This window comes from Pseudomonas svalbardensis (genome assembly GCF_030053115.1).
GTDB classification, from domain to species: domain Bacteria; phylum Pseudomonadota; class Gammaproteobacteria; order Pseudomonadales; family Pseudomonadaceae; genus Aquipseudomonas; species Aquipseudomonas svalbardensis.
The window spans coordinates 1,118,457-1,140,547 of record NZ_CP125619.1; the positions used below are offsets into that span (position 1 = coordinate 1,118,457).

The window sequence follows — 22,091 nt, forward strand, 5'->3', positions numbered from 1 at the left end:
ACGATTTCCTAGTTAATTCAGGCGAGTTCGGTCAGACCATCAGCAGCAGCACAGCAACAAAGATGCTGCCGGCGGAGAAGGTCATGGTCCGAGACGACCAAGTGTTGAACCAACCTTGAAAGCTGGCGAGATCACGGGTCAGGGAAGTGGGCTGGCGAGTCCAGGACTGTCGGTCGAGGCGGAAGAACACGTAGATCTTCACCAGCGCGCCAACGATCTGGTTGTAATAGAGAATCGCCGGGTAGGCCGGGCCGATCGTGTGACCGGACAAAGACAGCAGCACGGTCAGGATCAGGCGGGTAATGCCGATCCACAGCAGGTAAACCAGGATGAACGCGGCGCCGTATTTGAAGGTGGCAATGAGCGCGACGGTCAGACCCAGCAGCGACGTCCACATCGACACACGCTGGTCGAACAGCACCACCGAAGTGAACAGGCCGAGACGTTTCATCCCCAGGCCCAAGGCGCGGGAGTTCTGCCGCAGGTTGTTGCCGTACCAGCGGAACATCAGTTTGCGACTGGCCTTGATGAAGCTTTTTTCCGGCGGATGTTCCACGGTGTGAATGGCGGCGTCCGGCACATAAAACGTGTCGTAGCCCAGGCGCATCAAGCTGAACCAGCTCGACTTGTCATCACCGGTGAGGAATTTGAAGCGACCCAGGCGCCAGTGTTGCAGCGAGTCGCTTTCCACGTCGGCGATGAAATCTGGGTTGGTCACCACAGTGGCGCGGAATACCGACATCCGCCCGGTCATGGTCAGCACGCGCTTGGACAGGGCCATCGAGCACATGTTGATGTGGCGCTGGGCGAAGCGCAGTTTGTGCCACTCGCTCATGATGTAGCCGCCGCGCACTTCGCAGAACTCGTTGGTGGTCAGGCCGCCGACATTGCCGAACAGCTGGAACCACGGCACGGTCTTGAGCACGACGCCTTCGGCGAGCACAGTGTCGCCATCGATCACTGCAACCACTGCGCGGTCGTCCGGCAGGTGGCGGGAGATGGCGCGGAAACCGTAAGCCAGGCCATCGCGCTTGCCGGTGCCGGGAATGCGCACGAAGTCGAGCTTTACGCGAGCCGGTGGGTTCATTTTGGCCCAAAGGCTTTTCACCAGCTTCTCATCGGACATTTCCACGATGGAGCAGACCATGGTGGTCGGCAGGCCGCAGTCGATCGCTTCGCGAATCACCGAGGCGTAGACCTGGGCGGTGGTCAGCGCGTCGATACGAAAACTGGTGACCATCAGAAACACATGGGACGGGTCTGCCGCTTTACCCAGCTTGCGCACTTTGCGCCGCAGGTGCGGGTAGACCACGTACAGAAACAGCATGCCGCGCAGAAAGTGCGTAGCACCCATCGAGTAGCGCCAGATACCGACGATACCGATCAGGAGGATGAAGTCCTTCGACTCGGCGTCGAACGTGGACGCAGGCAACGCCATGGCGATGCCCATCAAAATACTTAAGTAAAACAGCCAACCGGCGACCTGAAGTAGGCCGTGCTTTAGCCTGTGCATAATCTGCATCCGTCTCTATCTCGGGCGAGCCTGTGGGGTGGCCCGATGGGGTTAAGGCAGGCGAAAAAGCCGGGAGGGTTTGCTGGCGATGTGAGCCCCCGCAAACCCTCCCGATGCCGCTTGTTACCAGCAGATGCCTTCAGTCCGGCCACTCACGCTGGTGGCTTGGGACATGAAACCGACCAGGTCGATCACTTGCTTGCCGTGTGGAGCGTTCTGCGCCAGGGCGCGGAATTTCTCGTCACGGTTGCCGAGGATGATCACGTCGGAATTGTTGATCACGTCGTCGAAATTGGAATTGAGCAAGGACGAGACGTGAGGGATCTTCGACTCGATGTAATCCTTGTTCGCACCGTGGACACGGGCGTATTCGACGTTGGTGTCGTAGATGCTCAGGTCGTAGCCCTTGCCGATCAGCATTTCCGCCAGATCAACCAGCGGGCTTTCGCGCAGGTCGTCAGTACCGGCCTTGAAGCTCAGACCCAGCAGGGCGACTTTGCGTTTGCCGTGGCTGGTGACGATGTCGAAGGCGTTCTGCACCTGGGACTCGTTACTGCGCATCAACGAGTTGAGCAGCGGTGCTTCCACGTCCAGGGAGCCGGCGCGGTAGGTCAGGGCGCGAACGTCCTTCGGCAGGCAGGAACCGCCGAACGCGAAACCAGGGCGCATGTAGTACTGGGACAGGTTCAACGTCTTGTCCTGGCAGACCACTTCCATCACTTCGCGACCATCGACGCCGACGGCCTTGGCGATGTTGCCGATCTCGTTGGCGAAGGTCACCTTGGTGGCGTGCCACACGTTGCAGGTGTACTTGATCATCTCGGCCACTGCGATGTCCTTGCGGATGATCGGAGCGTCGAGTTCTTCGTACAGCGATTGCAGAACGTCACCCGAAGCTTTGTCGAACTCGCCGATGACGGTCATTGGCGGCAGGTCGTAGTCGGCGATCGCGGTGCTTTCACGCAGGAACTCAGGGTTCACCGCAACACCGAAGTCGACGCCGGCTTTCTTGCCGGAGCAGTCTTCGAGGATCGGGATCACTACGTTTGCCACAGTGCCTGGCAGTACGGTGCTGCGAACCACGATGGTGTGACGGGTGGTCTTGTCACGCAGGACAAAACCGATCTCGCGGCACACGGCTTCGATGTAGTTCAGTTCCAGATCGCCGTTCTTCTTGCTCGGCGTGCCGACGCAGATCATCGACAGGTCGGTGTCGCGAATCGCCTCGGCGAAGTTGGTCGTGCCGCGCAATTTGCCCGTCTCGATACCCTTCTGCAGAAGCTCGCCCAGACCCGGTTCAACGATCGGCGATTTACCGGCGTTGATCATATCGATTTTGTCTTTGGCAACATCGACGCCAACGACGTCATGGCCCCGTGCAGACAGGCAGCCGGCACATACTGCGCCGACGTAACCCAAACCAAATATGCTGATGCGCATCGCAATTACCTCTGTGTTTATCAAGCCATTACATGGCCGGAGTTAATGGTGTTCAGCGGTTATAGTGCACTCGGAAGTGCGCCTTAAAGGCGTCACAATGCCGCGTGCAGGCATATAAGTTCCGAGTGTCTAAATAAGTTCACTCAAGATGTGCGCAACTAGGCTTTTATTGTTATGGCGTGCCCTGTTATGCAGCTGATCTTCTAATCAGAAGACCTTCGTGCAAAGGTCTTGCGCGCTCAATGCCAGGCCAGAAGCCCGTAAATCAAGCGGTTGGGTGCTCAGGTGAGCACGTTTATAGGGGCGCAGCCTTGGCCTTGTAGGGGATATTTATGATGTTTACCTCCTGTCCTTCATGTGTTGCCCAAATCAGGGATCAGTAAGCAGAAGTTAATGTGACAACTTTGCTATGTGAATCTCTTCTCTGTGTAAGTTATCTCGTACAAGCTCAGAGAGAATGGTTACCGGTGGTATGAGCGACGCATTTGGACATAGTTCCTGTCCGTCCATCGCGAATTCTGAAATTTCTTGAAATATTGAAAAAGATGGCACTGCTTTCATATTGATAGCAACGCCTGTTTCGCCCTTGATACATAGGGTTATTGTCGGTTTAGATGGTTATTTGCCACTACTGATAAAAAAATTAAGTGCCACTACTGAAAAGAATCAACAAAGTCGAGTGAAGCTAAAGTTAGAAAATCGAGTGATTGATTTTTGACGTCAGTAGAGTGACGAATGGGGCGGGGAATTGTTGGACGATTGGACGTGGCGCACGACCCATTAATAAGGCGTGCGCCAACCGGGTGTTTACTCGGGGGCGTGATCGCGCAGGAACACCAGATTGTCCGGTTTAGACTGCTCGGCGCTATAGCGATAACCTTGTACGTCGAACTCTTTGAGGGCTTGCGGGTCGTTGATGCGCTCTTCAATGACGAAGCGAGTCATCATGCCGCGGGCCTTCTTCGCGTAGAAGCTGATGATCTTGTACTGGCCGTTCTTCAAATCCTTGAATTCGGTATTGATGATGCGCGCGTTCAGGGCGTTGCGTTTGACCGCCGAGAAGTACTCGTTGGAGGCCAGGTTAAGCAGCACGTCATCGCCTTGATCGGCCAGGGCTTCGTTCAGCCATTCGCTGATCCGTGTGCCCCAGAAGGCATACAAGTCCTTGCCACGGGCATTCGCCAGTTTGGTGCCCATCTCCAGTCGATACGGCTGCATCAGGTCCAGTGGGCGCAGCAGGCCGTACAGGCCGGACAACATGCGCAAGTGCTGCTGGGCGTAATCGAAATCGGCCTCGCTGAAGGTTTGAGCATTCAACCCGGTATAGACGTCGCCCTTGAATGCCAGCAGTGCCTGCTTGGCATTTTCCGGAGTGAACGCGGGCGTCCAACTGCCGAAACGCGCGGCGTTGAGCCCGCCGATCTTGTCGGAGACGTGCATCAACTCGCTGATCTGCGCAGGGGCCAGCTCGCGCAATTGCAGGATCAGCTCCTGGGAATGGTCGAGGTATTGTGGCTGGGTGAAGCGCTGGGTCGCCGGCGGTGTTTCGTAATCGAGGGTCTTGGCGGGGGAAATCACCATCAGCATGAAGTCGTCTCCTTTAATCGTGGGGGCGATTCTAGGGGGTTGTCCGTGTTGACTCCAGCTATGAGCGTCATAGGTGATCGGTGGTGCCATGGAACAAGATCGCAGCCTCGCTCCGCTCGACAGCTCCTACTGTGCGCGTACATCTGGAGCTGTCGAGCGAAGCGAGGCTGCGATCTTTTGATCTTCCCGCGATATAGTGCCGCGCGGGTTTTGTTATGGAGACATCCCATTGCGTATCGTTTTTCTATTCTCGGCCTGGCTGTTGAGCTTTGGTGCCATGGCGGCGTCGGGCGATGTGGCGACGCTTGATCGCAGCACCTGGCCTGAACAGCTCAACAGCCCGACCCTGTTTGATGTGGCATCACGGGCCGAGATCCTAATGTTTTCTCGCGTCCTGTTGGCCAGCGAATCCCTGGATGAAGTGAGCCTTGCCCAGCGCCTGGGGTTGCGCACGGTCAATCTGGAATCGATCAACAACCTGCGCCAGCGCATGTGGCAGCGACTGCTTACCAACTACAACTACGCCCAGCAGAGCTGCGATCAGGATGCCTCCTTCTGTTTCCTGGTCGAGGACATGGACACCCTGCGCCAGCAAGCCGCCAAGTTTCAGGTCAGCGATGAGAGCTACTACATAAAGTGGGCCGAGCCGAGCCGACTGTTCCACGCCCAGTACCTGGACGAGCAATTGCGCAAGGCAGCGCTGTTTCCGCAAACCAGCAGCGAAGTCGATCGTTTTGGCGACTATGAGCGCAACGGCGATCAGATGCATGACCGGCTGTTTTTGCTGACTTTCGACAGTGCCGCCAATACCGCGCCGGATAACACCGCCTGGGCCACGGAATACCTGCGCAAGTCGAACATGAGCGGCACGTTCTTCGTCCTCGGCAAGGACATCCAGGCCCGTCTGGCCGATCGTTCGGTAGCCAGCCTGCAAGCGACGTACTCGAAGCAGTGCATTGGCGCGCAAGGCTGGGAGTTTCGCTCCCACAGCCACTGGCAGGACTGGCAGGACTCGGTGCGACGCAGCGTCGATCTGGTCAAAAGCAAACTGCCCGAGAACTACGTGCCATTGTTTCGGCCGCCCGATGGTCAGCGTCGGTCTGATGCTGAAGGATTCTTCAAATCCCAAGGCTTGCAGGTGGCGCTGTGGGATATCGATGCCCAGGACGGTGCCGGCAAGCTAAAAGCCAATCAGAGCGCGCAACGGGTGTTGAGCCTGATGCTGTTGTGGCGCCACGGGGTGATCAACTTCAACGTGAAGCAGGATGCGCTGAAAACGGCAATGCCCTGGCTCATCACGCAAACGGCGCAAAGCGGAATCGGCTGGGAAGACTGTCAGGACGCGTTTCGCTGAAAACGGCGAAAGGCCGTAAACACTGGGCGATGAGTGATTTTTGGCGAGAATTCGATGCAGGCGGACTTCCGACTTTAACGGGATGATGGCAATCCGCCTAGTGCTATTGGTCACTCTGAAAAATAAACTTCAAAAAAACGTCAAAGTACTTTTTTCTGTCACAGGTTTTGGAGTATTACGAAGACAGACCGCCGAAACCTGCAGACAGGTGGCGTCTTCCAAGACCCAGCTTGATGCAGTTCACTTGCGTCCGCTCTTTGTCGGTAGTGCGGGGTGAATTCGGTGGCCACTTCGAGGCGCAGCACTGTCACGGTATTGCGTCGACTGGCTCCCACAAAGGTGACCGAGTATGGATGATCACGGACGTAGTTCTTCCTCCAACCAGCCAATCCTTTATGTACTCGATACCAACGTATTGATTCACGATCCAAACGCCCTGCTTAACTTCGAAGAACACCACGTCGCCATCCCGATGACCGTGCTTGAGGAGCTCGACAAGCTCAAGAGCGGGCATCACAGCGTGGCTGCGGAATGCCGACAGGCGATTCGCCTGATCGACAAGACTCTGGGCGATGCCAGCCCCGAAGATGTCGAACTCGGTGTGCCGATCCAGCGCGGCAAGAGTGGGCCCAAGGGTTTGCTGTCAATTTTGATGAGCAAACGTGCCGAACCGAACATCATTCTGCCTGAGCACCTGAACGACAACATCATCATCAACCAGTTGATCGACCTGCACGCGCGCGAACCAAAGCTGCCCGTGGTGCTGGTCACCAAAGACATCAACATGCGCCTCAAGGCCCGGGCTTGCGGGATTGCGGCCGAGGACTACAGCACCGACCAACTGGTTGACGACGTGTCGCTGCTGCCCAACGGTTATCACAACATGACCGGCTCCTTCTGGGACCGTGTGAGGAATGTCGACACCCGTCAGGATCATGGCCGCACCTGGCACCAAGTGCAGTTGATCGACAACCTGCCGGCGGTGCACATCAACGAGTTCATCATCGACGAACAGGGTTTTGTCGGCTGGATCAAGGAGATCGAGGAAGACAAGCTGCTGATTCTCGACCTGCATCAGGAACCCCTGTTGCACCAGGAAGCCTGGGGCCTGAAACCGCGGGACATCTATCAAAGCCTGGCGCTGTACGCCTTGCTCGATCCGGATATCCACCTGGTCAACCTGACCGGGGCAGCAGGTTCCGGTAAAACCATTCTCGCACTGGCGGCGGCGATCGAGCAGACCATGGTCAGCAAACGTTATCGCCGGATCATCGCGACCCGTAGCGTGCAGGGCCTGGATCAGGAAATCGGTTTCCTGCCCGGCACTGAAGCGGAAAAAATGGAGCCTTGGCTGGGCGCCATCACCGACAACCTCGAAGCCTTGCACATGGATGACGAAAACACCCATGGCAGTGTCGATTACATCCTCAGCAAAGTGCCGTTGCAGTTCAAATCCCTCAACTACATTCGAGGCCGCAGCTTCCAGCAGAGTCTGATCCTGATCGATGAGTGCCAGAACCTCACGCCGCACCAGATGAAAACCATCATCACTCGTGCCGGCGCCGGTTCCAAAGTGGTGTGCCTGGGTAACCTGGCGCAGATCGACACCCCTTACCTGTCCGCGACCAGTTCCGGGCTGACGTACCTGACAGAGCGCTTCAAGGATTTCCCCAACGGTGTGCACATCACCCTGCAAGGGGTGCCACGTTCGATTCTGGCTGAATACGCCGAATCGCATTTGTAAACCCTCACCAAAACCGGGCCGCCTCACAGGCCGCCCGGTTTTTTATGCCCAACACATAACCCTGTGGGAGCGGGCTTGCTCGCGAAGACGGCGGCACATCCGACATCAATGCGACTGACACACCGCATTCGCGAGCAAGCCCGCACACATTGGGTTTGTGGTGATCGGATAATCTTGCGTGCGGAATTTTGACCCACAGGTTTACAATCGGTGCTCCTGATCAGGAGTATCCCTGTGCTGACTCATCTCGATTCCCAAGGTCGCGCCAATATGGTCGACGTCACTGAAAAAGCCGTGACGTTCCGTGAAGCAACGGCCCAAGCCCTCGTGCGCATGCTGCCCGAAACCCTGCAGATGATCGTCAGCGGCGGTCACCCCAAGGGTGATGTGTTCGCCGTGGCGCGTATCGCTGGCATTCAGGCCGCGAAGAAAACCAGCGATCTGATCCCTCTGTGCCATCCGCTGCTGCTCACCGGCGTCAAGGTCGAACTCAATGCCGAAGGCGACGACACCGTGCGCATCGTCGCGCGCTGCAAGTTGTCCGGGCAGACCGGCGTAGAGATGGAAGCCCTGACTGCTGCCAGCGTCGCGGCGCTGACTATCTACGACATGTGCAAAGCTGTGGATCGCGGCATGACCATCGAAAGCGTGCGCCTGCTGGAGAAACTCGGCGGCAAGAGCGGCCATTTCCAGGCGGATCAGCCATGAACCTCACCGTAAAGTTTTTTGCCCGTTACCGTGAAGCGCTCGGCGTGGACTCGGTGAAGGTTGAAGGTGATTTCGCTACGGTCGACGATGTGCGTGCGCTGCTGGCCCAGCGTGAGGGTGCCGATGTGCTGAGCGAACAGAACCTGATGTGCGCCCGCAACGAAGACCTGTGCCAGCTCGATGAGCCGGTGAGCGATGGCGATGAAGTGGCATTTTTCCCGACTGTGACCGGAGGCTGAGCCATGGCGATTCGCGTGCAATCCACGGCGTTCGATCCGGGTGCTGAAGTCAACGCCATGCACGCCGCCAATGTGGGCGTTGGGGCGGTGGTGAGTTTTGTCGGCTATGTTCGCGACTTCAATGACGGACTCGACGTCGCCGGGATGTTCCTTGAGCACTACCCGGGCATGACTGAAAAAGCCCTCGCCAAGATCGCCACAGAGGCCGAGCAGCGCTGGCCGCTGCTCAAACTTGAAGTGCTGCATCGCATCGGTGCCCTGGAACCGGGTGAGCCGATCGTCTTCGTCGGCGCCGCCAGCGCCCACCGCCAGGCCGCGTTCGATGCCTGCGCCTTTGTCATGGACTACCTGAAAACCCGCGCACCGTTCTGGAAGAAAGAAAACACCCCTGACGGGTCGCGTTGGGTTGAAGGGCGCGACAGTGATCATGCGGCGGCGGATCGCTGGAAGCAGTAAACAGCCAGTAAGTTCTTCATTGACTGTCAGTCCGCCTTGCTCGCGAAGAGGCCATCTGCATCACCCCATTTCCCACTGATTGACCTCCCGACCATCGGCGGCCACATCTTCAAGAACCCCGATTGACGGCCTATACATAAAAGTCCAGTATGGAATTATAAGTACAAAAAAGCGCTTCCCCGTTTCTGCTCATTCTTCTGTCTTGCCAAACCAACAACAACCCGCGAGAGAACGAACATGAAGAAATTCCCCCTCATCACCGGTCTGGCTCTGAGCCTGTTGGCGTGCAGCAGCCTGTCCGCCGCCGATAAAACCCTGCGCATCGGTATCGAAGCGGCTTATCCGCCGTTCGCGTCCAAAACCGATAAAGGTGAGATTGTCGGGTTCGACTACGACATCGGCAGTGCCCTGTGCGCGCAGATGAAGGTCAAGTGCGTTTGGGTCGAAGGTGAGTTCGACGGTCTGATTCCTTCCCTTAAAGTGAAGAAAATCGACATGGCGCTGTCGTCCATGACCATCAACGAAGACCGCAAGAAGTCGGTGGATTTCACCCACAAGTACTATTTCACCTCATCGCGTCTGGTGATGAAGGACGGTGCGGTCGTGGATGACCAGTACGCCAGCCTCAAGGGCAAGACTGTTGGTGTGCAGCGCGCCACCACTACCGACCGTTATGCCACTGAGGTTTTTGAACCGAAGGGTATCAACGTCAAGCGTTACGGCAACAACGAAGAGATCTACATGGATCTGGCTGCCGGTCGCCTCGATGCCATTTTTGCCGATACCATCCCGCTGAATGACTTCCTGACGATGCCGCGTGGAAAGGGTTATGCCTTTGTCGGGCCGGAGCTCAAGGATCCGAAATACGTGGGCGAGGGCGCCGGGATCGCGGTGCGCAAGGGCAACACTGAGTTGGTCTCCGAGCTGAACACGGCCATCGACGGCATTCGCGCCAGTGGCGAGTACCAGAAGATTTCAGAGAAGTACTTCAAGTCTGATATCTACGGCGATTGATCAATTGCTGGCGGGGGCTTTCTCACGAAAGCCTCTGCGCGGTTCCGATTCCTGAAAAACGCTTGAAAGTTAATCCCTTCTTAACCGGCTTGTCGTCTATTCCCCGATACCCCGATGTGCGCGCCGGACTCTCAAAGGTCAGGGCCAGCGTGTAGACTTCTGGGCAATCGATATTTAGAAGGGAAACGCAATGAGCGAGGAAACGATGCGGTTGGGCCGTGAACGGCGCTATCTGGTGTTGCTGGGCTTCATCTGCCTGGGGCTGATCGGTGGCGCGATGTACATGCAAATTGTTCTGGGCGAGGCGCCATGCCCGCTGTGCATCCTGCAACGTTATGCGTTGCTGCTGATTGCGCTCTTCGCGTTCATCGGCGCGGCCATGCGCACCCGGCGCAGCATCACGGTATTTGAAACCCTGGTGGTGATCTGCGCCATTGCAGGCGTCGGGGTGGCCGGGCATCACGTCTATACCCAGTTCTATCCGGCGGTCAGCTGCGGCATCGATGTACTGCAACCGATAGTGGACGGTTTGCCACTGGCGAAGATCTTCCCGCTGGGCTTCCAGGTCGACGGCTTCTGCTCCACGCCGTACCCGCCGATCCTCGGTCTGTCGCTTGCACAATGGGCGCTGCTAGCCTTTGTGCTAATCGTGGTGCTGGTGCCGCTGCTCACTTCGCGTAATCGCAAAGCCCTGCGCTGAAGTCATCCGCCGCATCGCTGCCACACAAAAAAACGCCCCGGCCCTCGTTGAGGGGGTCGGGGCGTTTTGCATTTCAGGGCGCAGGTAAAATGACCTTGATGCGCGACAAGTATGGGTGCGGCACGTGTGCGACATGTTGTCACAGCGGGAGTGTCGCAAGGCATTACAGGGCGCCGAATTGGTACATGGCTACGCAACAAAATTGGCCTGTTTTAGCGTCTGGCAACTTCAGCCTCAAAAATCCGGAACAGGCAGTTTTAACAGGCCTTGGCGAATCGCCGAAGCCCTTGTCACATGGGGGTTTTGGCAGGGTCGAAGGAGGGCGCAGAGCCTTCGATACTGTCTGAACTGCCTGAGGTAGACCTACAATTTTTGGTGTTTTTGTTGAGAATGAATTTCGATACCATGGCGCACTTTTGCAAATACCGTTAATGATTGTTGCTGGAATGGATAAGAATTATTTCTGGATGAGACATGGTTTATAAAACGTTACATATCTACAATCGCCCGCACTGAATTCCCGGCACTGCTCATCCCTGAGCAGGAATAGGGCGTCGAGAGGCTCTTTGGCTTCATGCGACTCCCAGGTGTCGGTGCCTTCCAATTATCCGCACCAAATGGAATTGGTCTGTAACAAGGCCTTTGACCACGAATTCGAATAAGAACTCAACGCTAGCCCAGGATTTGTCGAACAGCGTCTGACGCGCGACGGGCAGCCACTTATTCAATCCAAGAAAAATGCCAACCCTTGGCAGGGCGAAGTGTTGGCGATCAAAACCCAACTGCATTGCGCAAGCTGCTTTAGAGGTCGTGAGATGAGTAAAAACAGGTACCCCAGACTACTAGGCTTATTGCCGCTGATCGGCACGTTGTTGCTGTCAGGCTGCAACATGACCTTGCTCGATCCCAAGGGCCAGGTCGGCCTGGACGAGCGAAACCTGATCATCACCGCAACGCTGCTGATGCTGTTGGTCGTGGTTCCGGTCATCGTCATGACCTTCCTGTTCGCCTGGAAATACCGCGCGTCCAACACCGACGCCGTCTACACGCCGAAATGGTCGCACTCCACCAAGATCGAAATCGCGGTGTGGGCTGTTCCAGTGCTGATCATCATTGCCCTGGGTTATGTCACCTACAAGTCGACCCACGCCTTGGATCCTTACAAGCCGCTGGAATCCGACGTCAAGCCGATCACCATTGAAGTAGTCGCGCTGGACTGGAAGTGGATGTTCATCTATCCAGAGCAAGGCATCGCCACCGTCAACAAGATCGTGTTCCCGGCGCACACGCCGATCAACTTCAAGGTGACTTCGGACTCCGTGATGAACTCGTTCTTCATCCCGGCCCTGGGCGGCCAGATCTACGCGATGGCCGGCATGCAGACCAAACTGCACCTGATCGCCAACCAGAACGCTGAAATGGACGGTATCTCCGCCAACTACAGCGGCGCTGGTTTCACCGGCATGAAATTCAAAGCTATCGCCACCTCTCAGGAAGATTTCGACGCCTGGGTCAGCGAAGTCAAAAAGGCACCTAAACAGCTTGAAAAAGCTGAATACGAAGCCCTTTCCAAGCCAAGCCAGAACAACCCAGTCGAGCTCTACTCCTCGGTCACGCCGAACCTGTTCCAGATCATCGTCGACAAGTACGAAGGCATGAAACCGGGCAAGCCGATGCACCACGAGAAGAAAGAGCACGAAATGGCCGCCATGGAAGGGATGGACATGAGTTCGCATTCAGCTGCCGGGGCAGAGGAGTAAACGATGTTTGGTAAATTAAGTTGGGAAGCGGTCCCGTTCCACGAACCGATCGTGATGATAACCATCGCCATGATCGCGCTCGGTGGTCTGGCGCTGTTCGCTGCAATCACCTATTTCAAGAAGTGGACCTATCTGTGGTCCGAGTGGCTGACCTCGGTCGACCACAAGAAAATCGGCGTGATGTACATCATCGTTGCCATGGTCATGCTGCTGCGCGGTTTTGCCGACGCCATCATGATGCGTACCCAGTTGGCCATGGCCACCGAGGGTTCGCCTGGCTACCTGCCGCCTGAACACTATGACCAGATCTTCACCGCTCACGGTGTGATCATGATCATCTTCATGGCGATGCCATTCTTCACAGGCTTAATGAACCTTGCAGTGCCGCTGCAGATCGGCGCGCGTGACGTGGCCTACCCGTTCCTGAACTCCCTGAGCTTCTGGCTGCTGGTGTCGGGCGTGGTGCTGATCAACCTGTCCCTGGGCGTCGGCGAATTCGCCAAGACCGGCTGGGTTGCCTATCCGCCGCTGTCGGGCCTGCAATACAGCCCGGGCGTGGGGATGGATTACTACATCTGGGCGCTACAGCTATCCGGGTTGGGTACGACGCTGACGGGGGTCAACTTCCTGGCCACCGTGCTGAAAATGCGTACCCCGGGCATGAAGCTGATGGACATGCCGATCTTCACCTGGACCTGCACCTGGGCCAACGTCCTGATCGTGGCCTCGTTCCCGATCCTGACCGCTACCCTGGCACTGCTGACGCTTGACCGTTACATGGATTTCCACATTTTCACCAATGAACTTGGTGGCAATCCGATGATGTACGTCAACCTGTTCTGGGCCTGGGGTCACCCCGAGGTTTACATCCTGATTCTGCCGGCGTTCGGGATCTTCTCCGAAGTCATCTCGACCTTCACCGGCAAGCGTCTGTTCGGCCACCACTCGATGGTCTACGCATCGGGCGCGATCTCGATCCTGGGCTTCATGGTCTGGCTGCACCACTTCTTCACCATGGGTTCGGGTGCCAGCGTCAACGCCTTCTTCGGTCTGGCGACGATGCTGATTTCGATCCCGACGGGGGTGAAGCTATTCAACTGGCTGTTCACCATTTACCAAGGGCGTCTGCGTTTCACCAGCCAGGTTCTGTGGACCCTGGGCTTCATGGTGACCTTCGCCATCGGCGGCATGACCGGCGTACTGCTGGCCATTCCGGGTGCGGACTTCGTCCTGCACAACAGCCTGTTCGTGATCGCTCACTTCCACAACGTGATCATCGGCGGCGCGGTATTCGGCTACATCGCAGGCTTCAGCTTCTACTTCCCTAAAGCGTTCGGCTTCAAGCTGCACGAAGGTTGGGGCAAGGCAGCGTTCTGGTTCTGGATCTCGGGCTTCTTCGTCGCGTTCATGCCGCTCTATGCACTGGGCTTCATGGGCATGACCCGTCGTCTGAACGCCACCACCAACCCTGAGTGGGTGCCGTACCTGTACGTCGCCATGTTCGGTGCGGTGATGATCGCGGTCGGTATCGCCTGCCAGCTGATTCAGCTGTACGTCAGCGTGCGTGATCGCAACAAGCCGGAAAACATGTGCGAACACGGTGACCCGTGGAATGCACACACGTTGGAATGGTCGACCTCGTCGCCACCACCGTTCTACAACTTTGCCGTGCTGCCAAAAGCGGAAACCATCGATCCGTTCACCGAAGCCAAGGAAAACGGTACCGCGTACAAGGCTCCGGCCAAGTACGAACCGATCCACATGCCAAACAACACCGCGACCGGTGTGGTCATGGGGGCTCTGTTGACCGTGTTCGGTTTCGCGATGATCTGGCACATCTGGTGGTTGGCCATCGTTGGTCTGGTTGGCACCGTGGTCTACTTCGTGATCCACGCTGCACGTGATGATCAAGGCTACATGGTGCCGGTCGACGTGATCGAGCGCATCGAAGCCGAGCAGCACAAGCGTCTGGTAGCGGCCGGGAAAGTTCCAGCCACCGCCACCCGTGTTGAAACCTCGTTGGAACAGGCTTAAACCATGTCGAACTTAGTGACCACTGCTGGACACGCCCATGGCACGGACCATGGGCACGACGACCATCACCACGACTCGGGCGAGATGACCGTATTCGGTTTCTGGCTCTACCTGATGACCGACTGCATTCTGTTTGCGTCGATCTTCGCGGCGTACGCGGTACTGGTTAACAACGTAGCGGGTGGCCCGTCGGGCCACGACATCTTCGAGCTGCCATACGTACTGGGCGAAACCGCTCTGCTGCTGTTCAGTTCGATCACCTACGGCTTCGCCATGCTGGCGTTGTTCAAGGGCAAGAAGAACCAGGTCCTGGGCTGGCTGGGCATGACCTTCCTGTTCGGTGCCGGCTTCATCGGCATGGAGATCAACGAGTTCCACGTGTTGATTTCCGAAGGCTACGGCCCTAGCCGCAGCGGCTTCCTGTCCGGGTTCTTCACCCTGGTCGGCACCCACGGTCTGCACGTGACCAGCGGTCTGATCTGGATGGCGATCATGATGTATCAGGTGCAGAAAAATGGCCTGACGGCGACCAACAAGACCCGTCTGAGCTGCCTGAGCCTGTTCTGGCACTTCCTGGACGTGGTGTGGATCTGCGTATTCACCGTTGTTTATCTGATGGGGACTATGTAAATGGCTAACGCTCATTCCCACGATAGCCACGACGCCGGCCACGGCAGCGTCAAGTCCTATGCTATCGGTTTCATCCTGTCGGTGATCCTGACCGTCATTCCTTTCGGTCTGGTGATGTACCCATCGCTGCCGAAAGCCCTGACCCTGTGGATCGTACTGGCCTTCGCAGTCATCCAGGTGCTGGTGCACCTGGTGTACTTCCTCCACCTGGACCGTTCGGCCGCGCAGCGTAACAACGTGATTGCGTTTGTTTTCGCCGCGATCGTGATTGTCCTGCTGGTTGGCCTGTCGTTGTGGATCATGTTCAGCATCCACACCAACATGATGGCGCACTGAGGAAAGTCCGGATGTCCTTTAAGCACTTTATCCAAATCACCAAACCGGGGATCATTTTCGGTAACGTGCTTTCTGTGGCGGGCGGATTTTTCCTGGCCTCGAAAGGGCATGTCGATCTGGCCATTTTCCTGGCCGCCATGATCGGCACGTCGCTGGTGGTGGCTTCCGGTTGCGTGTTCAACAACTGCATCGACCGCGACATCGACCTGAAGATGGAACGCACCAAGAACCGGGCACTGGTCCAGGGCTTGATCTCCCTGAAACTGGCCCTGGCTTTTGCGACCGTCCTGGGTGTTTTCGGCGTTGCACTGTTGTACAAAGTGGCCAACCCGTTGGCCGCGTTGTTCGCGGTGATCGGCTTTGTCATCTACGTCGGCTTCTACAGCCTGTACCTCAAGCGCAAGTCGGTTCACGGCACGCTGGTGGGCAGTCTGTCGGGCGCCATGCCGCCGGTGATTGGCTACGTGGCTGTGACAAACAGCTTCGACATGGCCGCACTGACGTTGCTGGTGATGTTCAGCCTGTGGCAGATGCCGCATTCCTACGCCATCGCGATCTTCCGCTTCAACGATTACCTGGCCGCATCGATTCCGGTGTTGCCAGTGAAGCGCGGGATTCAAGTGGCGAAGAAGCACATCCTGCTCTACATCCTGGCGTTCCTCGTGGCGACCTTGATGCTGACCTTCAGCGGCTACGCCGGCATGAGCTACCTCGCCGTCGCCGCGGCCATGGGCATGTACTGGTTGTACATGGCCTGGACCGGCTACAAGGCAGTGGATGACACGGTCTGGGCACGCAAGCTGTTCGTGTTCTCGATCTTCACCATTACCGCGTTGAGCGTGATGATGTCGCTGGACTTTAAAGTGCCAAGTGAGCTGTTGCTGACGTACGCGCCTTAAGATTCATACGCTGCAAAGAAAAGCCCCGCCTTCGTGAGAAGCGCGGGGCTTTTTGTTGGTCGGGCTTACACAAGAATCTTCCCACAGGGTTTTCAGGTTGTCGGTCGGAAGTCGCCTCCCTAACCTTCTGACGCTGCCAATACAGCGGCGATATTTGTTAGGCGCCGCGCCACACCCCAACAGTGTTAGAGGTTCGAAAATGGAACTGCCGGACGCAATCACCCCCTGCGTGAATACGAGCAAGGCATTGGGGCAGGCTTTGATTTCGATGTTCAAATCCGTCGAAGCGGAACTGGTACTTGAGAGCGCAGAACCTGGGGCGGTCAAAATTATCGTGTTCGGTGGCTGCGCAGTTCACCTTTATACAAATCATCGTGTTTCCACGGACGTCGATGCCGAGATCTATGAGGCGAATGTCCCGGAAGCTCTTCACCTTCAAACCATGCTCGCGGAGATACCTGAGCAATTTGTCGATGAGCGATCCGGTCGATTGATGGAGTTGAACTATGACCTTCAATACAACACAAGCTTTGGCCCAATTCACGAGGACTACTGGGAGCGGAGCCTTCCTCTTATGGAGTTTCCGATCGAATCTCCTTTGCACGTCCACATTGCCGCACCTATCGCCATTGCCATCTCTAAGCTGGGTAGAGCTACCGAACAGGACATCGGCGATATCATGGCGCTTCTCAGGGGGGGCTTCATACTGAGCACCGAGCTCCATCGACTGGCATTGCAGGCGATTGATGTATATGTTGGCAACAAAGAGCCACCAACCTCGGTTCTCACCAATATTTTGCAAGACTACTTGGAGAATACAGATGACGAAGCCTCTTAACGGCCACGTCCTCTCATCCGCCTTGGACACACTGGTCAAAAGCCCCTTAAATCAAGCGGATGACGCTGCGCTTGTGAGCGCCGCCAAAGCTGTTTGGTACTCGAATTCGAACCTTGAGAGCGAAGTCACAGCTTTTCTGAATTGCCACACTGACGAAGTGGAGGTTCGCCGTGCAGGCTATCTGCTTGAACGATTCACTCGCTTTGCGTGCGTATCCGATATCCGCGTTTCTGAAACCCTCAATGCTCTTGAGCTTTTTGCATATACGACTTCCAGTCGAGAGGTGGCGCCACAAGCAGTCGCACCGCTGCGCCGACGTCGTGATGAGCTCGCCGTCTCTTGGGGGTTGAGTGAAGGCCTTGGCCTGAAGGCTCAAACGCTCATGCCTTTCCAGACTCGGCATTACGAGGCTGAGCAGCGGGCAACCATGAGGTAGCTCATGACAAAGCGCGATCTTTTTGCGGAGTTGATGCGGGGCGTTGACGACATGTCTGCCCAACGCCAAGGCAAGCTTAATAAGCTGTGTAGCAATTTGGTGAAGAACAAGCCCGCTCTCGAAACATGTTCGCAAGATCAAGTCGAAGACCAGGGCGCAGGCTGCCTTTTTGGTCAGGCTGGTGGGGGAAATCCCCGTCATGGTTGAGCTACTGGTCTGATACTTGAAAAGCCCCGCCCTCGAGAGAGGGGCGGGGCTTTTTTGTTCAAGCGCGGTTGCTACCCGGTGCGTCGAGCACCTTCACCACGTCATCGATAATCGCCTTACTCATATCCTGCAAAAAATGCGACGCCCAGGCGTGTCGGTCGGTGTCGCGGACCATGGCGGCGTCTGATGCGAGAAGTTTGGCGACGTGGAGCAGGTCGGAGGCGTGGGAGAGGGCTTTGATCACCGGGACACCGGCATTGATGCGGAACAGCGGTTGGTCGGCGTGGTAGGAGAAAGGGGTGAGACCGATGGTTTTCAGGTCTTGGGGGTTGGTCATTGGGCACCTCCGGTGGTTGGGCGGTGGTGGGGGATGACCGGTGGAGCAGAGGTGCAGATTTTGGACGGATCAATAACGTGCATGAACAAACTCCAGAACCAAAGTAGAGCTGCCACGTTCGTTATCAGGCGAATGGGTGGCAGCTATGCGCAGGCTGATAAACCGGTATGCACGACCCGGCAGACCCGAAGGTCTCCCGCGCACAGCCGCCAGTGCATGAGTTTGCAGACATAAAAAAACGCCTGCAATCATGATTTGGGCGCTGGTACGCGCGCATATTACCGGGTTATCAGGCCCGGTCGCTGAATTGGCAGCGACAGCCTCAAGCTATCGGGCATTTTCAGAAGCCGCAATCGTAGCGATCTGGTGGCTTGTGAGCATGTCAGGCGACATCTTGTAGAAGATGACTTTGGTCTGATCCTGTCGGTCGACAGTGTGATCACCACAATCCTTGTGGGAGCGGGCTTGCCCGCGAAGAGGCCGTCACAGTCAGTATTGATGTTGCCTGATGCGCCACCTTCGCGGGCAAGCCCGCTCCCACAGAATTGATATCAGTCAGTTATTTACTTTATGTGTCTAGCAACCGGAAAAACCGTTCCCGCACCTGGCTGTTATCGCTGTGCGCCACGTTGAAACGCAGGAAGTGGCTAGCGCTCGGCGCTTTGCTGAGCAGGGTGCCGGGCGCCAGTACAAGGTCGATTTCCAGGCCTTTCCTTGCCAGCGTTTCGGCATGCAGCCCTTCGGGCAGACGCGTCCAGATAAACAACCCTTCCCCCGGCAGCGAAGACGCCGAGCAACCTGCCTTCACCAGCCAACTCGTCACCCGACTGCTCGACTCTTAAAGCCGATCCACCGTGCGCCGGGTATGTTTGGCATAGCTGCCGTCACTGAGCATCGTGCAGATAATCTGCTCCGCCAGTTCCGAAGTCATGACACCGCAGGCCATTTTGAGCGCAACCAGCCGCGCAGCCAGTTGCGGTGACAGTACCGCGTAGCTGACGCGGCTGTTAGCCGTCAGGGTCTTGGAGAAGCCGGACACGTAACTGACATTGTCCAGCCCGCCCGCCGCCAGTCGCGGCGTCGTTCGTTGCTGCAGGTCGCAATACAAATCGTCTTCGAGGATGTGGAAACCATAGCGGTGACTCAACTCCAGCAAGCGATAAACCTGCGCCGGGGAGAACGAATGCCCGGTCGGGTTGTGCAAGGTATTGTTGGCCATGTAGAGCACGGGACGATGGGCAATCAGCGGTTGCTCGAAGGCCTCAAGGTCCATGCCGTCACTCCCGCGGGGGATTGTGATGACCTTGGCACCATGCAAGGCCAGATTGGTGTGCATGGTGAAGTAACACCGATCGTCGAGCAGCACGGTGTCGACTTGCCAACGTTCATCAAGTCGGAGAGTTCGCGGATTGGCGGCAGTTTGGCCCCGTGAGGCAGTCCGCCCTGGCTGATCGCCACCGACAATTGGTCGACGATCTGCTGGACCAGTGGCACGCCAGGCCTAACCAACTGCTATTCCGCATAAACGCCGGCGTCCCGGTGATTCAAGCCCTCTCCCACGCCTCTGATCTGCTCCACGTCGCCAAACTCCTTGCATCAGACGCCGCCATGGTTCGCTATACCGACATCCATGCCTGGGCGGCGCATTTTTTGCAGGATATGAGCAAAGCGATCATCGATGACGTGTTGAAGGTGCTCGACGCTCCGTGTAGCAACCGCGCTTGAACAAAAAAACCCCGCACTTCTTTCGAAGGCGGGGCATTCAGGTGTTCGCTCGTCAGTTCAATCGTTTTCGAATCTAAGGGACATCAATTTGATCCGAGCTGATTTTCATAGGCCAGCACCCGAATCGAGATCTTTGGGCTAATCTGTCAAAAAAAACGGATCCAATTTTTGATCGAGGAGGATAGATGACTGAACACATGACCTGTGATGAACGATTCATCGCGCTGGCAAAAGAGCTCGGTTACGACATCTACGGTGAGAATACGGCCGGCGGGCATTACGCGCTGTTGGTGCGGCATCACGATGAGCTTTACATCAGCGGTTTGGTGCCGCGGATGAATGGTGAAATTCAGTATCCGGGCAGAGTAGGCCAGGATCTGACGCTGGCAGATGCACAGAGCGCTGCCAGCATCAGTGCGTTGCGCGGTCTGGCATTGATTGTTGATTCCATCGGTTCGCTGGACAAGATCAAGTCGCTATTGCGCGTCACGGTTTACATAAAGTCCACCGCGGATTTTGTCGATTTGAGCGAAGTGGCCAACGGCGCATCGGACGTTTTCAGTCATGTACTGGGCGATGCCGGTAAACATACACGAACCACGATCGGCGTTTATCAACTGCCGAAAGACGCAGCCATTGAAGTTGACATGATCGTGGCGATACGGCCATCAACGCTCTAACAATGAACCAGCAGGCAATTGAAAGGCCCGCGCTGAATCTCAGTGCGGGGCTTTTCAGTCATCGATGACGTGTGTTACTGCGCGGCGATGCTGTAGCCATCGAACGCGGTTTGCTGCTGAAGCGCGGTGATGATGTTCTTGCGGTTAGCCGCTTGTTCGGCCCCGGCATTGTCCAGGAACGTCTCGCTTTCCAGCTCCGCTTCTTCGCCTTCGCCGACGAAGGTAAAGCCCAGGAACTCCAGCGCTTCACGGTCAACGTTCAGTCGCGAACGCGGAGTACGCAGCGGCAACGTCACGCTGATACCGTCTTTGCTGATGGTGAACACTTCGACATCTTTCTTGGCGCGAGCAGTCTTGCTTTTGCCACTGCTCGGGTTGCTGATGGCCTGGTGGGTCTGGTTCAGCACTTTCAGTGCGAGGCCATAGACCAATTCCTGAAATGCCGGGTCGTCCTTGAAACTGGAGAGAATCCGGCTGATCGGGAATTTGCTGCTCAAGTCTTCCAGGGCTGCAATGTCGGCAGTCTCAGCGTCCTTGAGTTGCTTGAGTTCGCCCATCAATTCGTAGGCTTTATCGTCGTCGAAGCTGTCGTGAGCCTGGCGAATCGCGGCGCGCAGCTCGCGGATCTGGTCGCTTTCCCGGGTGGACTGGAAAGCGTCCAAGACCATCTCGCTGATGGTCTTGGCCTGGGGCACGTGCTGTGAAAGATTGATGGAGTTTTCGTATTCCGCTTTGGACGACAAGGTGACTACGGATTCAGCGGTATTGGAATCGGACATTGAAATTTCACTACTTCTTTTAACTTGGGTTGAGGCGAGAAAGCTCTGGGCCTTTTCAGGCCGCCTAATCTATTGGACCGAGGCGGCGTTGTCACGGATGAACAGGCGGCTGGTCATCATTTTTGGCACAGCGGCTTTTAACCGGCGACTATCTGGGGGCGTTTTGCCTGAAGTGCCAGCAGCAGCCGATAAAACGTCAACGCCCGACCGCTGATCAGTCCACAGACAAAACCGGACGCCGATGCCTTGAGCAGCAACATCTCAAGGGTCGCGGCCAGCTCCGGGTGAACGTCATCCTGGTAGCCGAAGTAATAATTCACCGCAAAAAACAGCAGGTAGAGCATCAGGATTTTTGCTGTGCCCGGCACGATCAGGCCGGTTTGTGGATCATCCAGCTCAATGCCCTTGCGTGGGAAAATCAGCAGTGCCGCGAGGCTGCCCAGGATGACGGCGGCCAACCAGCAACCGACCGATAGCTGCGGATTTAGCGTCAGGTTCAGCGAATACAGTGACCAGCTCAGCAATATCGGCGCTGTGACGAGCAATGAAGTTTTGCTTTCGCGGGTCGGGGACAGGGCTTTGACGCCGTAGTAGCACAGCAGCAGAAATATCGCGTAAACCCACAGCGGGGTGTTTTGCAGGGTGTTAAGCATCGTGCAGCGTCCTTGCCGAAAT

At 56.6% G+C, this 22,091-nt stretch carries 23 protein-coding genes and 1 pseudogene; 17 read left to right on the plus strand and 7 right to left on the minus strand.

The window, feature by feature from the left end:
* Positions 1-31: 31 nt before the first annotated feature.
* The 3 genes from alg8 to yaaA all read right to left on the minus strand — a co-directional run bounded on the left by alg8 (position 32) and on the right by yaaA (position 4,540).
* Positions 32-1,513, minus strand: coding sequence for a mannuronan synthase (alg8, locus tag QFX16_RS04880; RefSeq protein WP_439900105.1), 1,482 nt, complete (start codon positions 1,511-1,513; stop codon positions 32-34).
* A 123-nt stretch (positions 1,514-1,636) separates the two neighbouring features.
* The gene (locus tag QFX16_RS04885; RefSeq protein WP_283183041.1) at positions 1,637-2,953 is read right to left on the minus strand and encodes a nucleotide sugar dehydrogenase; all 1,317 of its coding nucleotides are present in this window, start codon (positions 2,951-2,953) and stop codon (positions 1,637-1,639) included.
* An 807-nt stretch (positions 2,954-3,760) separates the two neighbouring features.
* The gene (yaaA, locus tag QFX16_RS04890; RefSeq protein WP_283183042.1) at positions 3,761-4,540 is read right to left on the minus strand and encodes a peroxide stress protein YaaA; all 780 of its coding nucleotides are present in this window, start codon (positions 4,538-4,540) and stop codon (positions 3,761-3,763) included.
* Positions 4,541-4,769: 229 nt separating this feature from the next.
* Here yaaA and QFX16_RS04895 point away from each other — a divergent pair, with 229 nt between their 5' ends.
* The 15 genes from QFX16_RS04895 to QFX16_RS04965 all read left to right on the plus strand — a co-directional run bounded on the left by QFX16_RS04895 (position 4,770) and on the right by QFX16_RS04965 (position 17,895).
* Entirely contained in the window at positions 4,770-5,894 is a 1,125-nt protein-coding gene (locus QFX16_RS04895; protein WP_283183043.1) for a polysaccharide deacetylase family protein, read from the plus strand.
* A gap of 349 nt (positions 5,895-6,243) precedes the next feature.
* Entirely contained in the window at positions 6,244-7,638 is a 1,395-nt protein-coding gene (locus tag QFX16_RS04900) for a PhoH family protein (RefSeq protein ID WP_129438280.1), read from the plus strand.
* 234 nt (positions 7,639-7,872) lie between these two features.
* Complete coding sequence (moaC, locus tag QFX16_RS04905; RefSeq protein WP_129438276.1) at positions 7,873-8,346, plus strand: cyclic pyranopterin monophosphate synthase MoaC; 474 nt, start codon at positions 7,873-7,875, stop codon at positions 8,344-8,346.
* Positions 8,343-8,585, plus strand: a complete 243-nt coding sequence (moaD, locus tag QFX16_RS04910) for a molybdopterin converting factor subunit 1 (protein ID WP_283183044.1) — start codon at positions 8,343-8,345, stop codon at positions 8,583-8,585. Before moaC ends, moaD begins: the two co-directional genes overlap by 4 nt.
* A 3-nt stretch (positions 8,586-8,588) precedes the next feature.
* Positions 8,589-9,041, plus strand: coding sequence for a molybdopterin synthase catalytic subunit MoaE (gene moaE / locus QFX16_RS04915; protein ID WP_046045949.1), 453 nt, complete (start codon positions 8,589-8,591; stop codon positions 9,039-9,041).
* A 237-nt stretch (positions 9,042-9,278) separates the two neighbouring features.
* Positions 9,279-10,055, plus strand: a complete 777-nt coding sequence (locus tag QFX16_RS04920; RefSeq protein WP_283183045.1) for an ABC transporter substrate-binding protein — start codon at positions 9,279-9,281, stop codon at positions 10,053-10,055.
* Positions 10,056-10,245: 190 nt separating this feature from the next.
* Complete coding sequence (locus QFX16_RS04925; protein ID WP_283183046.1) at positions 10,246-10,755, plus strand: disulfide bond formation protein B; 510 nt, start codon at positions 10,246-10,248, stop codon at positions 10,753-10,755.
* An 815-nt stretch (positions 10,756-11,570) separates the two neighbouring features.
* Complete coding sequence (gene cyoA / locus QFX16_RS04930) at positions 11,571-12,515, plus strand: ubiquinol oxidase subunit II (RefSeq protein WP_283183047.1); 945 nt, start codon at positions 11,571-11,573, stop codon at positions 12,513-12,515.
* 3 nt (positions 12,516-12,518) lie between these two features.
* Entirely contained in the window at positions 12,519-14,549 is a 2,031-nt protein-coding gene (cyoB, locus tag QFX16_RS04935) for a cytochrome o ubiquinol oxidase subunit I (RefSeq protein ID WP_283183048.1), read from the plus strand.
* Between the two features lie 3 nt (positions 14,550-14,552).
* Positions 14,553-15,179 (plus strand): cytochrome o ubiquinol oxidase subunit III, encoded by a 627-nt coding sequence (locus tag QFX16_RS04940; RefSeq protein WP_283183049.1) that lies wholly within the window; start codon positions 14,553-14,555, stop codon positions 15,177-15,179.
* Complete coding sequence (cyoD, locus tag QFX16_RS04945; protein ID WP_008025399.1) at positions 15,180-15,515, plus strand: cytochrome o ubiquinol oxidase subunit IV; 336 nt, start codon at positions 15,180-15,182, stop codon at positions 15,513-15,515. It abuts the gene before it with no gap.
* Positions 15,516-15,526: 11 nt separating this feature from the next.
* Positions 15,527-16,414 (plus strand): heme o synthase, encoded by an 888-nt coding sequence (gene cyoE, locus QFX16_RS04950; protein WP_095132943.1) that lies wholly within the window; start codon positions 15,527-15,529, stop codon positions 16,412-16,414.
* Positions 16,415-16,613: 199 nt separating this feature from the next.
* Positions 16,614-17,252 (plus strand): DUF6036 family nucleotidyltransferase, encoded by a 639-nt coding sequence (locus QFX16_RS04955; RefSeq protein WP_283183050.1) that lies wholly within the window; start codon positions 16,614-16,616, stop codon positions 17,250-17,252.
* Positions 17,236-17,688: a hypothetical protein gene (locus QFX16_RS04960; protein ID WP_283183051.1), complete on the plus strand. Its 453-nt coding sequence runs from the start codon at positions 17,236-17,238 to the stop codon at positions 17,686-17,688. The genes QFX16_RS04955 and QFX16_RS04960 overlap by 17 nt, the downstream gene beginning before the upstream one ends.
* A 3-nt stretch (positions 17,689-17,691) precedes the next feature.
* Positions 17,692-17,895 carry a hypothetical protein gene (locus QFX16_RS04965; protein ID WP_283183052.1) on the plus strand — a complete coding sequence of 68 codons (204 nt, stop codon included), beginning with the start codon at positions 17,692-17,694 and terminating at the stop codon, positions 17,893-17,895.
* Between the two features lie 58 nt (positions 17,896-17,953).
* Here the strand turns inward: QFX16_RS04965 and QFX16_RS04970 are convergent, their stop codons facing one another.
* Entirely contained in the window at positions 17,954-18,232 is a 279-nt protein-coding gene (locus tag QFX16_RS04970) for a DUF3077 domain-containing protein (protein WP_283183053.1), read from the minus strand.
* 568 nt (positions 18,233-18,800) lie between these two features.
* Positions 18,801-19,741: pseudogene (locus QFX16_RS04975) on the minus strand (aminotransferase class I/II-fold pyridoxal phosphate-dependent enzyme).
* On the opposite strand from QFX16_RS04975, the gene QFX16_RS04980 reads away from it, so the two are divergent.
* The gene (locus QFX16_RS04980) at positions 19,697-19,957 is read left to right on the plus strand and encodes a DUF3077 domain-containing protein (protein WP_283183054.1); all 261 of its coding nucleotides are present in this window, start codon (positions 19,697-19,699) and stop codon (positions 19,955-19,957) included. The pseudogene QFX16_RS04975 and the gene QFX16_RS04980 sit on opposite strands and share 45 nt — an antisense overlap.
* A 185-nt stretch (positions 19,958-20,142) precedes the next feature.
* On the plus strand, positions 20,143-20,637 hold the full coding sequence (locus tag QFX16_RS04985) for a RidA family protein (protein ID WP_283183055.1): 495 nt from the start codon (positions 20,143-20,145) through the stop codon (positions 20,635-20,637).
* A gap of 74 nt (positions 20,638-20,711) precedes the next feature.
* Here QFX16_RS04985 and QFX16_RS04990 read toward each other — a convergent pair whose 3' ends face one another.
* Positions 20,712-21,416, minus strand: a complete 705-nt coding sequence (locus tag QFX16_RS04990; RefSeq protein WP_283183056.1) for a hypothetical protein — start codon at positions 21,414-21,416, stop codon at positions 20,712-20,714.
* 137 nt (positions 21,417-21,553) lie between these two features.
* Complete coding sequence (locus tag QFX16_RS04995; RefSeq protein ID WP_283183057.1) at positions 21,554-22,069, minus strand: hypothetical protein; 516 nt, start codon at positions 22,067-22,069, stop codon at positions 21,554-21,556.
* Positions 22,070-22,091 lie beyond the last annotated feature (22 nt).

What these genes read in the sequence shown, in the direction of transcription:
- QFX16_RS04900 (WP_129438280.1), top strand. Translation starts at nt 6,244, where the DNA reads ATGGATGATCACGGACGTAGTTCTTCCTCCAACCAGCCAATCCTTTAT.
- QFX16_RS04955 (WP_283183050.1), top strand. Translation starts at nt 16,614, where the DNA reads ATGGAACTGCCGGACGCAATCACCCCCTGCGTGAATACGAGCAAGGCA.
- QFX16_RS04920 (WP_283183045.1), top strand. Translation starts at nt 9,279, where the DNA reads ATGAAGAAATTCCCCCTCATCACCGGTCTGGCTCTGAGCCTGTTGGCG.
- moaD (WP_283183044.1), top strand. Translation starts at nt 8,343, where the DNA reads ATGAACCTCACCGTAAAGTTTTTTGCCCGTTACCGTGAAGCGCTCGGC.
- cyoD (WP_008025399.1), top strand. Translation starts at nt 15,180, where the DNA reads ATGGCTAACGCTCATTCCCACGATAGCCACGACGCCGGCCACGGCAGC.
- alg8 (WP_439900105.1), bottom strand. Translation starts at nt 1,513, where the DNA reads ATGCACAGGCTAAAGCACGGCCTACTTCAGGTCGCCGGTTGGCTGTTT.
- moaE (WP_046045949.1), top strand. Translation starts at nt 8,589, where the DNA reads ATGGCGATTCGCGTGCAATCCACGGCGTTCGATCCGGGTGCTGAAGTC.
- QFX16_RS04990 (WP_283183056.1), bottom strand. Translation starts at nt 21,416, where the DNA reads ATGTCCGATTCCAATACCGCTGAATCCGTAGTCACCTTGTCGTCCAAA.
- cyoA (WP_283183047.1), top strand. Translation starts at nt 11,571, where the DNA reads ATGAGTAAAAACAGGTACCCCAGACTACTAGGCTTATTGCCGCTGATC.
- QFX16_RS04965 (WP_283183052.1), top strand. Translation starts at nt 17,692, where the DNA reads ATGACAAAGCGCGATCTTTTTGCGGAGTTGATGCGGGGCGTTGACGAC.
- QFX16_RS04960 (WP_283183051.1), top strand. Translation starts at nt 17,236, where the DNA reads ATGACGAAGCCTCTTAACGGCCACGTCCTCTCATCCGCCTTGGACACA.
- QFX16_RS04925 (WP_283183046.1), top strand. Translation starts at nt 10,246, where the DNA reads ATGAGCGAGGAAACGATGCGGTTGGGCCGTGAACGGCGCTATCTGGTG.
- cyoB (WP_283183048.1), top strand. Translation starts at nt 12,519, where the DNA reads ATGTTTGGTAAATTAAGTTGGGAAGCGGTCCCGTTCCACGAACCGATC.
- cyoE (WP_095132943.1), top strand. Translation starts at nt 15,527, where the DNA reads ATGTCCTTTAAGCACTTTATCCAAATCACCAAACCGGGGATCATTTTC.
- QFX16_RS04940 (WP_283183049.1), top strand. Translation starts at nt 14,553, where the DNA reads ATGTCGAACTTAGTGACCACTGCTGGACACGCCCATGGCACGGACCAT.
- yaaA (WP_283183042.1), bottom strand. Translation starts at nt 4,540, where the DNA reads ATGCTGATGGTGATTTCCCCCGCCAAGACCCTCGATTACGAAACACCG.
- QFX16_RS04995 (WP_283183057.1), bottom strand. Translation starts at nt 22,069, where the DNA reads ATGCTTAACACCCTGCAAAACACCCCGCTGTGGGTTTACGCGATATTT.
- QFX16_RS04985 (WP_283183055.1), top strand. Translation starts at nt 20,143, where the DNA reads ATGACTGAACACATGACCTGTGATGAACGATTCATCGCGCTGGCAAAA.
- QFX16_RS04885 (WP_283183041.1), bottom strand. Translation starts at nt 2,953, where the DNA reads ATGCGCATCAGCATATTTGGTTTGGGTTACGTCGGCGCAGTATGTGCC.
- QFX16_RS04970 (WP_283183053.1), bottom strand. Translation starts at nt 18,232, where the DNA reads ATGACCAACCCCCAAGACCTGAAAACCATCGGTCTCACCCCTTTCTCC.